The 14766-nt window shown below is 55.4% G+C and carries 12 protein-coding genes; 11 read left to right on the top strand and 1 reads right to left on the bottom strand.

The window, feature by feature from the left end; genetic code table 11:
* Positions 1 to 282 precede the first annotated feature (282 nt).
* Genes G547_RS0106145 through G547_RS0106135 form a run of 3 tightly spaced genes read left to right on the top strand, consistent with a single transcriptional unit; the run spans position 283 to position 3869 of the window.
* A complete protein-coding gene (locus G547_RS0106145; protein ID WP_157209805.1) occupies positions 283 to 1215 on the top strand; it encodes a LysR family transcriptional regulator in 933 nt (310 codons plus the stop codon).
* 24 nt (positions 1216 to 1239) lie between these two features.
* Positions 1240 to 3267 carry a protein-disulfide reductase DsbD family protein gene (locus tag G547_RS0106140; RefSeq protein WP_027329087.1) on the top strand — a complete coding sequence of 676 codons (2028 nt, stop codon included), beginning with the start codon at positions 1240 to 1242 and terminating at the stop codon, positions 3265 to 3267.
* Positions 3264 to 3869, top strand: a complete 606-nt coding sequence (locus G547_RS0106135; RefSeq protein WP_027329086.1) for a thioredoxin family protein — start codon at positions 3264 to 3266, stop codon at positions 3867 to 3869. The genes G547_RS0106140 and G547_RS0106135 overlap by 4 nt, the downstream gene beginning before the upstream one ends.
* Positions 3870 to 3891: 22 nt before the next feature.
* Here G547_RS0106135 and G547_RS0106130 read toward each other — a convergent pair whose 3' ends face one another.
* On the bottom strand, positions 3892 to 5181 hold the full coding sequence (locus G547_RS0106130) for a DUF2254 domain-containing protein (protein WP_245573377.1): 1290 nt from the start codon (positions 5179 to 5181) through the stop codon (positions 3892 to 3894).
* Positions 5182 to 5497: 316 nt separating this feature from the next.
* Between G547_RS0106130 and G547_RS0106125 the strand changes: the two genes are divergently transcribed.
* From G547_RS0106125 to cyoD, 8 genes are all read left to right on the top strand, one after another.
* A complete protein-coding gene (locus G547_RS0106125) occupies positions 5498 to 7081 on the top strand; it encodes an FMN-binding glutamate synthase family protein (protein WP_027329084.1) in 1584 nt (527 codons plus the stop codon).
* A gap of 90 nt (positions 7082 to 7171) precedes the next feature.
* Positions 7172 to 8944: a thiamine pyrophosphate-requiring protein gene (locus tag G547_RS0106120; protein ID WP_027329083.1), complete on the top strand. Its 1773-nt coding sequence runs from the start codon at positions 7172 to 7174 to the stop codon at positions 8942 to 8944.
* A 99-nt stretch (positions 8945 to 9043) separates the two neighbouring features.
* A complete protein-coding gene (locus tag G547_RS0106115; RefSeq protein WP_027329082.1) occupies positions 9044 to 9445 on the top strand; it encodes an ectoine synthase in 402 nt (133 codons plus the stop codon).
* Positions 9442 to 10662, top strand: coding sequence for a pyridoxal phosphate-dependent aminotransferase (locus G547_RS0106110; RefSeq protein WP_051234929.1), 1221 nt, complete (start codon positions 9442 to 9444; stop codon positions 10660 to 10662). Before G547_RS0106115 ends, G547_RS0106110 begins: the two co-directional genes overlap by 4 nt.
* The gene (locus G547_RS20370) at positions 10655 to 11575 is read left to right on the top strand and encodes a COX aromatic rich motif-containing protein (RefSeq protein WP_051234926.1); all 921 of its coding nucleotides are present in this window, start codon (positions 10655 to 10657) and stop codon (positions 11573 to 11575) included. The genes G547_RS0106110 and G547_RS20370 overlap by 8 nt, the downstream gene beginning before the upstream one ends.
* A 4-nt stretch (positions 11576 to 11579) precedes the next feature.
* Entirely contained in the window at positions 11580 to 13667 is a 2088-nt protein-coding gene (locus tag G547_RS20365; protein WP_084645726.1) for a cbb3-type cytochrome c oxidase subunit I, read from the top strand.
* Positions 13664 to 14296: a cytochrome (ubi)quinol oxidase subunit III gene (locus G547_RS0106095; protein WP_027329080.1), complete on the top strand. Its 633-nt coding sequence runs from the start codon at positions 13664 to 13666 to the stop codon at positions 14294 to 14296. The genes G547_RS20365 and G547_RS0106095 overlap by 4 nt, the downstream gene beginning before the upstream one ends.
* Positions 14296 to 14631 (top strand): cytochrome o ubiquinol oxidase subunit IV, encoded by a 336-nt coding sequence (gene cyoD / locus G547_RS0106090; RefSeq protein ID WP_051234924.1) that lies wholly within the window; start codon positions 14296 to 14298, stop codon positions 14629 to 14631. Before G547_RS0106095 ends, cyoD begins: the two co-directional genes overlap by 1 nt.
* The last annotated feature ends 135 nt before the right edge of the window (positions 14632 to 14766 follow it).

Raw genomic sequence — 14766 nt, 5'->3', positions numbered from 1 at the left:
GGGCCTTATACCGCCATACTGACTGGGCAAGCGAGTAATTTTGTCGCAGAAAATTTCCTGCTTAATAGTCGTTGCCAGGAAAAACAATGGTTAAAGGGGATAGCAGATGACACGGAAATAAACCTTTATGCATTTTTGTACTTTTGGGTAAAAACTATGTACTTTCGGCTATCGATTTGATTCGATACTCCCGGTAGTATTAGTCCGCAACGCCAGCGATTGTTCAGTTTTTACAGGCAGGTCACACACAAAACCGTATTGGCCGACCTCGGGGATCACAGCATGACGGACCGCAGGCTACAAATATTCTATACCGTCGCCCGAACGGGAAATATTACCCGAGCCGCCCACATCCTGAACATGACTCAACCCGCCGTTTCCTCTCAAATTCAACGCTTTGAACACTACTACGGGGTCCAACTGCTGCATCGACACACCGATGGCGTGTCACTGACCGACATTGGAAACGAGGTGTATTATTACGCTTCCTCCATTTGCGTTTTGCAGGAAGCGATGGACCGACGCCTGAAAACGTTCCGTGACGGAGACTACCCCGCCGCCCTGCGGCTGGCCGCCACACCGGGCGCCAGTGATTTTTTAATGCACATACTGGTAAAAGGGTTTTGCGCCGAACATCTCGATGTGAACGTTGAAGTCAATGTGGAGGACTATGAGCGCATCATTCATTTGCTTGGAACGCGCCGGCTCGACCTGGGCTTATTGGAAAGCACCCTTCACAGGAGTTCGGAGTACACGATCGAAAGATCCTGGCAGGATCCGTTGGTGGTTTTTGTGGCAGAGGATCACCCACTATCCCAATCCTCCACCGTGAGCGTTGAGGAGCTGCTTCCCTTTCCACTGATCTGTCGGGATGAGGGAGACTATCTGCATGACCAATTGCTGGGGCACAGTCACTGGAATCATCCAGCCGCCCCCCATTTAAGGATTCGATCCAACTTCGGCAGTTTGGATGCGGTCATTGATGCGGTTCGACTGAACATGGGCATCGCCGTGCTTCCAATGACGGCGGTCCAACGGATGGCCAAAGCGTCGGGCTGCAAGCAGCTTGACCTGACTCCCGGCTGTTCACAAACCCTGTCCCTGGTTCGCCACCCCAGCCGACCGGAGCAAGGTTTGGTGGGCGATCTGCTGACGTTCGCGAGCGATGTTCATTCACTCTCAGGTGCGTATAATCCGATGACCACAACCGACTGAGTTGGGTCAACGAGAGGGGTTTCTGTGAAACGCACTATCGCGACGTGTTTTGTCATTCTCAGCGCCTGGGCCCTGAGCGCAGCGGCCCAGCCTACCGCCAGCGGTGATCACGTACAGGTGCGCTGGCTGGCGCCCACGGAGTTGGCCGCCGGTCAAAGCGCCACGCTGGGGTTTTACTTTGAGGTAGACCCAAAGTGGCACGTCTACTGGCAAAACGCCGGTGACTCCGGCGCAGCTCCCCGTTTTGATATGACCACGACGGGCGCTTCGGTCGGCGACATTCAATGGCCCTTCCCGCACCGGCTGCCCATTGAGCACCTGACCAACCTCGGCTACGAGGGCAACGTCGCCTACCTGTTCGAGCTGACACCCGAACCGGGAGCCAACTCGGTCTCTCTGCAGGTGAACCTCGAGTGGCTGGTCTGCAAGATCAACTGCATTCCGGGCTTCGCCACCATGACGCTGGAGCGCCCTGTGGGCGAGGCCACCGAGTGGGCGCCGGCGGACAAACGCCTGGTCGAACGTTTTGCGGCGCGCGTCCCTCAACCGGGCGAGCAAAGCCCCTGGCAGCCTCGCGCCCTGCTGACCGGCGCGGAAGATCAACTGGTCCTGACACTGGAAGGCTCCGTCGAAGACGAGAAAGCGGCGGGGGCAAACGCCCCGACGGTGTTCCCGGTCGATGGCAGCGTGATCACCGCCGCCGCACCAGCCATCGAAGCGGTGGATGGTGGCTACCGCTTTCGCTTTACCCGCCAACCCGGCGCCGAGTTGCCACCCTCCACGGATTTTGTAATCACCGACGGGAAGCAGTCCTGGCGTCTGGACAAGGTCTCTCTGGGCAGCCAGAACCCGACCGGCGATTCCCCTCAGCCGTTGTGGTTGCTGGTGTTGGCCGCCATTGCCGGCGGTGTCATTCTCAACTTGATGCCCTGCGTCTTTCCGGTGCTTTCGATCAAGCTGTTTTCTCTGGTTCAGTCCGGCAGCGGCCAAAGCCATTTGCGCGAGGGGCTGATCTACAGCGCCGGGGTGCTGGTTACCTTTGCTGCGCTGGGCGGTTTGCTGCTGGCATTGCGTGCCGGTGGCTCGGCGGTGGGCTGGGGTTTTCAGTTGCAGTCGCCCATCGTGGTGTTGGCGTTGATTGTGTTGTTCTGGCTGATGGGGCTTGCCTTCAGCGGCGTTTTTGAATTTGGACACAAACTGATGAACCTGGCCGGGCGGGCCAACGGTGGCTCCTTTGTGACCGGCGTGTTGGCGGTCTTTGTCGCGGCGCCCTGCACCGGCCCGTTTATGGGGGCCGCGCTCGGGGCGGCCACTGTGCTGCCAGCAATCTCCGCCATGGCAATTTTCATCGGACTGGGCATCGGCCTGGCGGCGCCGTTTCTGGTGCTGGCAGCCACACCGGCGTTGATCAAAAAGCTCCCCAGACCCGGCCCCTGGATGGAGACCCTCAAGCAGTTTTTCGCTTTCCCCCTCTATGCGACCGTTATCTGGCTGGCATGGGTGATGGCGGAGCTGACCGGCTCGGCGGGCTGGCTGATTGTGAGCACCCTGCTGCTCGCCCTGACATTCAGCCTCTGGCTGGGCTCCGGCGGCGGAAAAGTGCGCCGCACCCTGGCCACGGCTCTGGCACTGGCGGCGTTGGTGAGCGCCTTCAGCTCGGTCACCCACCTGAAACCGGGTGCGGCCGAGGCCTCCGGCTTCTGGCAACCCTATGACCGCGACGCCATCGCCGCAGCGCTGGCGGAGGATCGACCGGTGTTTATTGACTATACCGCCGCCTGGTGCATTACCTGCCAGGTGAATAAAAAGCTGGTGTTAACCACGTCGCAGACCACTGAGCTGTTCAAACGTCACAATGTCTTGGCGATCCGCGCGGACTGGACCGACCACAACGCTGAGATCACCCGGGCGCTGGAAGCGCTGGGCCGCAATTCGGTACCCGTTTACGCCTGGTACGCCTCGGGGGCTGACCAACCGGAACTATTGCCCCAGCTGTTGCAACAGCGCATGATAAGCGCGCTCTTCCCCACAAACGAAGGAGGCTCACCATGAACGTGTTGAAAGGTACGTTATTCGCTTCTCTGCTTGCCCTGCCCGCGCTCGCTTTGGCCGTCGCCACACCCGGCGAACCGGCGCCAGCGTTTTCCGAAACTGACGCCCAAGGCAATACCCACAGCCTCTCCGATTACGAAGGCGAATGGCTGGTGCTGGAGTGGTTCAACAAGGACTGCCCCTACGTCCGCAAGCATTACGGCAGCGGCAACATGCAATCTCTGCAAGAAGAGTACACCGAGAAAGACGTGAATTGGCTGACGGTGATCTCCTCCGCCGAAGGCAAACAGGGCTACCTTGAGCCCGATGAAGCCCAGAAGGAAGCCAAAGCCCACAACCTCAACGCCTCGGCGCCCTTCCTGCTCGACCCGAACGGCGATATGGGCCGCGCCTACGGCGCCAAGACCACACCGCATATGTACATCATCAATCCCGACGGCGACGTGGTTTATGCCGGTGCCATTGACGACAACGATTCAGCCAACCCGGCGGTGATTCCCGATTCGCACAACTATGTAGCGGCGGCGCTGGACCAGGCCATGGCCGGCAAGCCAGTGGAAACCGCTTCAAGTCAGGCGTACGGATGCAGCGTTAAGTATTAAAAACGGATTGCCACAAGCGCACCTAAGCGGCCGAGAATTCGGCCGCTCTGCGCACCACCTCGATATCATCTGGCAGTGACATGGCAGACTCCGAACGGTGCAGTGCCTGGCGAGAATGCTTTTTGGCGGCAGCGCGCATTGTTTCGTCACCGATTTCGGCCAAGGCGTCGAAGGCTTTCTGCAGTCGGATGGAAACCTCAACCATGCTCGCACCGTCTCGGGCAATGGCGGTAAAGGCGTCATCGAACAGATCATCCAGCTCTAACGCCGGAACCGATACCCGATCATAGAGTGTCTTTGACAACTGATCCTCTTCAACCGGAGTTTGCCAGAGGGTAAACAACCGCACCATCGTACCAATAACATTGATGGCCGTTCCCGGATCATTGATACCCGGCGACAGCGCTTTGTCGGCGATTTCGGATAACGCCAGGAGCCCGAAACGGGGATCATCCTCAAACGTACGACTGGAACCGATTGCAAAGGCGCAGGAAAATTCTTCTGGCTTGAACGCCTCTTGCCCTTTGTCCAACCCGTGTACGCGAAGCAGTGGGCGGTCGCGGGTGACAAATGTGCCGGGAAGCGCCTCCACCACGACATGACAAACAAGCGCGTCAGCGAGAGCCTGCAACGGTTCCAGATCGATATGCTGAACATAACCCACGGTGGGCGAGTACACCGATACACCGTCATCCATCGCGATCGTGCTTGAGGCGCACAATGCCCCGAGCGTGGGCGCTCGGCGGCGACGATCCAGAGCCGCACCGGTCGCGTTCTCCGCCTTCTCAATGGTGTTGACCACGCGTCCCAGCCGCGCGATTCGGTCCACCCAGCGAACGAACGTGATAATGACAATAGCAAACACCAGAAGCGTCAGCGCGAAGATAGCAAACCGGCCGGCGGAGCCGAACAGCTCATTCTGAAGGGAAATCAGAGAGACAATACTGAAGATGAAGGCACCAATAAACGCAGACAGCGCATTCTGGGTCACGTCATCCGCAATAACCAGCGGTATGGAACGGGGCGTCGCGCCAGCACTGGCGGAAGCATAGGCCGCGACCATGGAACCCACAGCAAAGGTCGCAATGACCAGCATACTGGAGGCCATGATGGACAGTAAGGACTCGACGGATTTTAGGCTAACCTCGGGCAGTACCCGGGAAAGACCGATATCATCCGCCAAGAGAGCCAGAAAGGTGCCGCCAACGGACAGCACGCATAGCACCAAGGGTTTGATCCACAAGTGTTGGTTAATTCGACTGAAAACGAAGCGCAGTCGATCCCTGCTCAATAAAGGTGATTGGGCCATCATGTGGTCTCCTCTGCCACTACGCACAAGATAACCCAAAGAACGCCCAAAGAACATGACCGTCGCAGCAGACCGTTGGAACGGGCGCCTACCAGACAACCGACCCTTAAGACCCAGGAACCAGGAATCCGGGTACCTTTCAGTATTGTGGGGAACAAATATCGATCAGTGAAATCAAAACACCCCTATCTGGGAGCTGTTGACCAGACAGTGATTAACAGCATAGCCTGTGACCATTCGGAGAAGTGCCGGGGAGACCGGGGAGAGGAGTGCTGGCTTCTGTATCCACACTGAAGAGGGATGAGATAAGGAGTAAGGCATGTGGGGATCGCCCCGATTACTTTACACGTTGTTCGTGACGACCACGATCCTTCTGGGCGCCGTCCTCTTCAAGCGGAACCCTGTCTGGCTTTGGGTTTGGGCTATTCTCCCACTATTGGCCTTGTTGGGGGCATGGGACCTGAGGTCCACCCACAACGTTTTACGAAACTACCCTATCCTGGGGCACATACGGTATTTGCTTGAGTTTGTTCGCCCCGAATTACGTCAATACTTTTTTGAATCAGAGCAAAGCGGACGACCATTTAATCGCGAACAACGGGAAATCGTGAATAAACGGGCCGACGGCCAGCCGGATACTGAGCCCTTTGGTACCCGGCGTGATGCGGAAGGCGCGGGGGCCGATTTCGCCCAGCACTCAATTACCCCTCAAAAAATCGACGATAGCTTCGGACGCCTCTGGATCGGCGGCCCCCAATGCCTAAAGCCGTACCACTCCTCTCGACTCAACATTTCAGCAATGAGCTTCGGCGCCCTGTCCTCTCATGCAGTACTGGCCATGAATAAAGGCGCAAAACTTGGCAATTTTGCCCAAGATACAGGCGAAGGCGCGATCAGTCCCTACCACACCGTATACGAGGGCGATCTCATATGGGAAATTGCCAGCGGATATTTTGGTTGCCGTACTCGCGACGGGAACTTCGACCCTGATGAATTCCGGAAAAAGGCAACGTCCGAACAAGTAAAAATGATCGAAATCAAGGTCTCCCAGGGTGCCAAGCCCGCTCACGGGGGTCTGTTGCCGGGTTCGAAAGTGAATGCCGAAATAGCAAGGACCCGTGAAATAGAGCAAGGAAAGGACTGCCTCTCGCCCGCCCAGCACCCAGAGTTCCATACGCCATACGGGCTCCTTCAGTTTGTGGACCGCCTACGCGAGTTGTGCGGGGGAAAACCGGTTGGCTTTAAGCTGTGCTTGGGAAAGCGCGACGAGTTTATGGGCATCTGCAAGGCCATGCTTGAAACCGGCATTCAACCGGATTTTATTACCGTTGATGGCGCAGAAGGTGGCACCGGTGCCGCGCCCGCCGAATTCGAGGATTTTATCGGCACCTACATCAACGAAGCGTTACCGTTTGTAGACAATTGTCTGACTGGTATTGGTAAGCGCGACGAAATCGTAATCATCGCCAGCGGTAAGGTCGCAATGGGGTTCGATATGGTCACCAAGGTGGCTCTGGGCGCCGACATGTGCAACGCAGCTCGAGCTTTTATGTTTTCAGTGGGATGTATTCAAGCCCAACGCTGTCACACGAACACTTGCCCAACGGGCGTTGCCACTCAAAACCCAGCCCGCACAAAATCACTTGACGTGCCCTCCAAAGCGATTCGCGTGCGCAATTTTCACCACGCAACCGTGAGGTCTTTTCTGGATATTACCGGAGCGCTAGGGCTCGACTCCCCGGACCGACTCACTCCCGAACACATTTTTCATCGCCAGAAATATGGCCCTGCCAACACTTACCGGGAGATGCACCCTAACGTTCAGTCTGGAGATTTTCTTAAAGGAAAGGTCCCTGCTGCTTACAGTGGGGATTGGAACAAAGCCGACGCCAGCAGATTCTGAACCTGCAATTATTAACGTGGTCATATCGGCTATCGTGGTTGTAAACCAAAGGAAAATATTCGCAGAAACGCTAGCAAGGGAGACATTGACATGGCCTATACGGTAAGCGATTTCATTATTGAACGCCTCGGCGCGTGGGGTATTGAGAGAGTTTACGGCTACTCCGGTGACGGCATAAACGGGGTAATGTCGGCATTGCGCAAGGCTGAAGGCAAGATTCGAATGATTCAGCCGCAACACGAAGAGTTGGGGGCGTTTATGGCAAGCGCCCACGCGAAGTTTACCGGCAAGCCTGGTGTTTGCATTTCCACCTCAGGTCCCGGGGCGGTCCACTTGCTGAATGGACTATACGACGCCAAAAAGGATCACATGCCCGCTGTCGCAATCGTCGGACAGCAGGCGCGAATGAGCCTGGGGACAGATTATCAACAGGAGATTGACCTAACCTCGCTTTATAAAGACGTCGCGGGTGATTACGTGCATATGGTGTCTGACGCGCCACAGGCACGGCATTTGATTGACCAGGCTCTGCGTATCGCCATCGCGAGACGCACAGTGACGGCCATTATCATTCCAAACGACGTTCAGGATCTACCGATGGAGCAGCCGCCGGCCGAGCACGGCGCGGTCTTCTCCGGTATCGGTTATCGCACGGGTGAGCTTCGACCCCACAACGACGATCTCGATGCGGCGGCCAAGCTGCTTGATGAGGGGGAAAAGGTTGCTGTGCTCGCTGGCGCTGGCTGCAAGAACGCCGTAGATGAGGTTCTGGAATTGGCTGACAAGCTCGGCGCAGGTGTTGCAAAAGCCATTCTGGCCAAAACCATGATCCCGGATGAGGAGGAATTTGTCACCGGTACCATGGGTCTTCTTGGCACCCGCCCCAGTCAGGAAATGATGGATGACTGCGACACCCTGCTGATGGTGGGCACACGATTTCCCTATGCGGAGTTCCTGCCGGCTTCAGGCCAGGCCAGAGCCGTGCAGATTGATCTCGATGCCGAGTCACTGGGCCTGCGCTATCCCACGGAAATCAACCTTCACGGCGATGCCCGGGCAACCGTCGCGGCCCTGACGGAACGAGTGACACGAAAGAACGATCGCCAATGGCAGCACAAAATCATCGAAAACACCCGCGACTGGTGGAAGCTTATGGACGAGCGTGCAAAGGTATCGGGCAACCCCGTGAACCCGCAACGGGTATTCTGGTCGCTCAACCAACGCCTACCGAACAACGTGATGCTGGCATGCGACGTGGGCTCCTCAACCAACTGGTACGCCCGTTACCTCAAAATACGCCGGGGCATGTTGGGCTCAGTCTCGGGTGGGCTCGCTTCCATGGGAAACGGTGTCCCCTATCTACTCGCCGCCAAACTCGCTTATCCAGACCGACCAGGTATCGCCATGGTCGGCGATGGTGCCATGCAAATGCTGGGAAATCAGGGTGTGATTGGCATCGCCAAATATTGGCGGGAATGGTCTGACCCCCGCTGTATCGTATTGGTCCTTAACAATCGTGACCTCAACCAGGTCAGCTGGGAACAGCGCGCAATGGAGGGAGATCCCAAATTTGAGACCTCTCAGGACCTGCCTGATGTCGCGTATGACCATTATGCTGAGATTCTCGGCCTCAAAGGCCTGCGTATGGAAAGCATTGACGATGTTGACCGCGTCTGGGATGAGGCCTTGGCGGCAGACCGTCCGGTAGTGATCAATGCCTATGTCGATCCGGAAATTGGCCCCCTGCCCCCTCATATCAACTCTGAGCAGGCAAAGAGCTTTATGTCCTCAATTCTCAAGGGCGACCCAGACGCCTTTCGAATGATCAAACAGTCGATCAAGCAGATGACGGCGAAATTCTGATAGCCAATTACGGTTAGGCTCGCTTCTGCTTACCTAAAGCTCGTCGCACATCGCTGCCAACCTCGGTGTCTTCGAGCCTCCAGCAAGGAGAGGACCAAGATGATAGTCCGCAACCACCGAGACGCCCAAAAAACCGAAATCAACGAAAAGAAATTCATCAGCCGGCGATACACCCTGCGCGCCGATGGTATGGGCCACTCGTTCCATGAAACGGTTATAAAGCCCGGGTGCGAACTGCATATGTGGTACAAAAACCACAAGGAAACCGTTATTTGTATCGAGGGTGAAGGCCAAATCGAAGATCTGACAGAAGGCGGTAAATGGGCTCTGACACCCGGGGTTCTCTATGCGCTGGACAACCACCAACAGCATATTCTCTCCAGCAAGAGCGGCATGACAGTACTGTGCTGTTTCAGCCCGTCACTAGTGGGCCCTGAAGACCACGACGAGCAAGGTAGCTATCCACTTCTGGATGATGACGGTAAGGTGCTGAAACGATGAATACAGGTAACAGAACCATTCGCCATGCAAATCCCCACCTGCGCGTTGCCCCGAGGGTCGATGACTTATCAGAGTCATCCATTTTCCGGATCAACTCAAAAGCCCAGGCATTGACAGAACAAGGTCGGAACATTCTTCGTCTGGATGCAGGTGAACCTGACTTCGATACCCCCAAACCCATTATTGACGCAGCCAAACAGGCATTGGACGATGGTTTTACCCGTTACACTCCCATTGGCGGATTGGCAAGCCTGAAAGAAGCCGTTCAACTAAAACTGAAACGCGACAACAATCTTCATTACAATAGTGACGAGATTTTGAGTACCTGTGGAGCGAAGCAGGCGCTCTTCAACGCCTGCATGACTTTGCTCAACCCCAAGGATGAAATTGTTATTCCAACCCCGAACTGGGGCACCTATCCGTCAATTGCAAAAATTTCCAGGGCTCGTGTTGTGGAGGCTCCCACCCGGTACGAAGACGGTTTCATCCTGCAACCCGAGACACTTGAGCAGTGCTTGAGCGAACGGACCCGCATTGTAATCCTCAACACGCCAAATAATCCGACCGGCCAGGTATACTCCCGCGAGGCGCTATCCGCGCTGGGCAACGTACTACTCAAATACCCGAATGTGTTCGTGCTCTCCGATGATATTTATGAACACCTTATTTTTACTGATGAACCTTACGCCAACATTCTGAGCGTGTGCCCCTCACTCAAAAATAGAACCCTGCTCATCAACGGCGTTTCTAAAGCCTACGCGATGACCGGCTGGCGGGTGGGCTTCGCCGCTGGGCCGGCTACTCTTATTGCTGAAATGGAAAAGCTCCAGGGCCAGAGTACTTCCCATACAGCCGCCATCTCTCAAAAAGCAGCGGAAACAGCCTTAAGAGGCAGTCGTGATGACGTCCAGAATATGGTCAACACCTTCCGCGCGCGCGCTGAACTCGTCGCTGACGGACTCTCGAAGATAGAGAACATCGACTGTCATCCAGCGCAGGGTAGCTTTTATTGTTTGCCCAATTTTGAACGGGTAATCGATTCTCTCGATGATGTCGAAGACGATCAACAGCTCGGAGACTGGCTACTGGAGGAACTGGGTATCGCCATGGTACCGGGATCTGCATTCAACGCACCGGGACATATGCGGTTGTCATTCGCTGCAGACAGCGACACGTTAAGGGACGGACTCGATCGCCTCCAGAGAGCCTTTGGTTAAAGAAGTCAAAGAGGGCGGAATTCAGCTAATGAAACATCTTCTACTGTGCTGTCTGATACTCGCGACATTACTACTGTCCTCCTGTGGTTTTCTTGATTACGGCTTTCTGGCGCCTGCAGGCCCCATAGCGGAGGCTCAGCGTGATCAGTTTTGGCTGGTTACATGCTGGACAATGGTCGTAATTTTACCGTTTTTTGTTGCAATGCCGATCGTACTCTGGAAGTACCGACGTAGTAGAAAAAATGCCGTATACAGACCCAACTGGACGTTTTCATGGCTGCTTGAGAGCCTGATTTGGGGCGTTCCGTTGGTGATCGTCTCCATATTGAGCTGGAACGTCTGGAAGGCGACCCATACATTAGACCCCTATCGACCGATTGCCGGTGATAAGCCTGCACTGCATATCCAAGTGGTAAGCCTCGACTGGAAGTGGCTTTTTATCTATCCAGAACAAAAGATTGCATCAGTAAACGTCGTGGCGTTCCCGGTGGGCCGCCCGGTTCATTTCGAGCTGACGAGCGAAACGGTGATGCAGTCATTCATGATTCCCCGCCTCGGCAGCCAGATTTACACAATGCCGGGCATGGTAACCCAGTTGCACCTGTTGGCTTCGAAACCTGGCGAGTACCGGGGTCAGAATACCCAGTACAACGGCAAGTTCTACGCCGAACAGAAATTTACGGCACGAGCGATCAGTGATTCCGAATTCAAGCGCTGGATCAAGCAGAAACAGTCGCATCCTCCACTCGATATGCGCGCCTACAGCCGGCTGGCCCAGCGTTCAATTCTGAGTGAGCCGGAGTTCTTCGGTTCGGTAACGCAGGAGCTCTTCAACCAAATAGTCGAACGAGTTAAAACCACGCCTGCCGCTGACCTCCCGGGTGCGGCCAAAGCTACCGGGAAAGGAGGCTAATGCTGTGACAGGGGAGCCCCTCAACTATTTTTGGCTTGGCAAGCTCAGCCTCGAATCGCTTCCATTCGTAGAGTTTATCAAGACCCCCAATTCAAGCACTGCCATCGCTGCCTTCGCCGCGGCGGCAGTCATCGGTGGGGCAATAGGAATCGTCGTCCTCCTAACCCTCTTCGGCAAATGGCGGGTGTTCTGGCGTGAGTGGCTAACCACGCTTGATGCCAAGAAAATCGGCATCATGTATATCGTCCTCGCCCTGGTGATGCTGATCCGGGCCGTTATTGAAGCGGCTTTCATGCGGGCCCAGCAGATGCTTGCGGTGAATCGGGAAGGACCCTTGTCCGCTGAGCATTTTGGTGAACTATTCACCACTCACGGGACAATCATGATTTTCTTTATGGCCATGCCCTTTCTCATCGGCCTGATCAATGTGGTCATGCCGCTACAGATAGGCGCCAGGGACGTGAAATTCCCCTTACTCAACGCCATCAGTCTCGCTCTGACGGCGGCTGGAGCGGTGTTGGTCATGATATCTTTGGTGATTGGCGAGTTCTCCACCGGAGGCTGGAGTGGTTATCCGCCTTTTACGGAGCTGGCGTTTAACCCGGGCGCGGGCGTGGACTATTGGATCTGGGCCGTAACCTTAAGTTCCATCGGGAACACGCTGACCGGTATCAACTTTGCCGTCACAATTTACAAATTGCGCGCACCGGGCATGACATGGTTTCGGATGCCGCTTTTCAGCTGGACGGCGCTCTGTACTAGCATACTCATAATATTTGCCATGATGCCGCTTACGGTGGCCACGCTAATGCTCGCACTTGATCGCTACGCGGGGTTTCATTTCTTCACCAACGCGCTCGGCGGCAACATGATGAACTACGCCAACCTGTTCTGGCTGTTTGGTCATCCCGAAGTCTACATCGTTATCCTGCCTGCTTTCGGCGTATTCTCAGAAGTGTTCAGCACCTTCTCCGGGAAGCGTCTGTATGGGTACCATTCACTGGTGTTTGCGACCATAGCGATTACTGTATTGTCTTTTGGTGTCTGGCTGCATCATTTCTTCACGATGGGCCAGTCTGCAAACCTCAATGCTGCGTTTGGCATCGCCACAATGCTTATTGGTGTACCGACGGGCGTGAAGGTCTACGACTGGTTGCTTACCATGGTTCGCGGCCGCGTGCGGTTCACGACTCCCATGCTGTTTTCAATCATGTTTGCCATTACGTTTGTCATAGGCGGGTTGAGCGGCGTACTTCTGGCGAATCCTCCGATTGACTTCGCGGTGCATAATTCGCTGTTCCTGGTTGCCCATTTCCACAACATGCTTATTCCTGGGACTCTGTTCGGCATGTTCGCCGCTTACAATGTGTGGTTCCCTAAAATGTTCGGCTTTCGGCTCTCGGAAAAATGGGGGCGTATCTCGTTCTGGTTCTGGTCATTTGGTTTCTATCTCGCATTTATGCCGCTGTACGCACTGGGGCTGATGGGCGCAATGCGCCGCACGGTGCAATGGTTTGAGCCCCAATACCTGCCTTGGCTACTGGTTGCCTTTTCCGGGGCAGTGCTGATTTCGCTTGGCCTGATCAGTCAGGTCATTCAGCTTTGGGTAAGCATCCGCAACCGTGACGATCTCCGAGCTCCGGGGGGTGACCCCTGGGATGGCCGCAGTCTTGAGTGGTCTGTTAGCGCACCACCGCCTGAATACAATTTCGCTGTTATTCCCGAGGTGCACGACCGGGATGCCTTTACCTGGATGAAACAGCATGGAATCAGCTATACCGCTCCGAACGAGTACCAGGATATCCCCATGCCCAAAAATAGCGTCGTCGCACCGTTAATCGGCTTCCTCGCGACCATGTTGGGGTTTGCCCTCACCTGGCATATCTGGTGGCTGACGATCGTTTCATTTCTCGTCATTTTGGGTACCGTCATTGCCCGCAGCTTCTGTCGAGATACAGAGAAAATTATTCCTGCAAGCCAAGTACGCCAAGAACATGAGCAATGGCTGGCCAGGGTAAAGGGGCTGATACCGACAGCACGAGCTGATGAAACAACCTCAGAAAATCAGGGCTTGGCGGAGGTTGCATCATGAATCAGAGAAGCAATCGCCTACGCCATCCGGGTATCAATATGGGGCATATCGATTCCGCTACCGACGAGGCTGCCGAATCCCTGCTATTCGGGTTCTGGATCTTCTTGATGAGCGACCTGGTGCTATTCGCGCTGCTGTTCGCCAACTATGCCGCTCAAAGCCAACATGGCACCGCCGGAGGCCCTACGCCGAGCAGCCTGTTCGAGTTGAAAAACCCCTTTATTGAAACCATGCTTCTGCTGGCAAGTAGCTTTACGATTGGCTTGGCGGCACTGGCATTGAAGTATCGTCAGGACCGCGCCCGGCTTGTGTTTTGGCTGGCAGTAACGTTCGTCCTCGGCACCGGATTTATCTATCTGGAAGTCCACGATTTCGTCGATATGACATCAAAAGGCCATGGACCTCAGACGAGCGGGTTCCTCTCAGCATTCTTTTTACTGGTAGGAATGCACGGCATCCACGTATGCAGCGGACTTATTTGGCTGATTGTTATGATGGTGCAAGTCTTTGTTTTTGGTCTTGAGAGGGACGTTAAAACTCGCCTAATGCGTCTCGCTATCTTCTGGCACATGCTTGATGTGGTCTGGATCGGGATTTTTACATTTGTCTATCTATTCGGGGCCGCCTAATGGAAAAAGCACGTGATCCACTGCCGGAAAGTGAAGCTGGAGACCCACGCCGGGAGTTTCGTGAATATTGTATCGGTGGCGCGCTGGCCCTCCTGCTCACCTGTTTAGCCTTCGCCCTTGTCGCCTCGCAGTGGTTGGGCACAACCGCTTGCCTCATCACTCTTTCCGGGCTCGCGTTAGCTCAGATGCTGGTACAGTTTCGCTACTTCCTGCATATTGATATACATCGTTCACATCGCGACGAACTCCAGCTGATCCTCTTCACTGGCCTGATAATACTCTTGATGGTCGGCGGGACGATCTGGATCCTCTGGAACCTTCATTCCCGCATGTAACCTGTGGAGCGACATTGGATAGGCTTTGGCCCCTCCCCCATCCAAGGCTAGACCCAGCCAAGAGGAAGCTGCCACGAGACGCAAAGGACGTGGACCTGCATATCCAGTTTTAGTGCGGACAGAAGGTCAGCGGAC

This window comes from Marinimicrobium agarilyticum DSM 16975, assembly GCF_000423345.1.
GTDB classification, from domain to species: domain Bacteria; phylum Pseudomonadota; class Gammaproteobacteria; order Pseudomonadales; family Cellvibrionaceae; genus Marinimicrobium; species Marinimicrobium agarilyticum.
The sequence above is the reverse complement of the archived record's forward strand: the minus strand, read 5'-3'. Positions and strand labels throughout refer to the sequence as shown.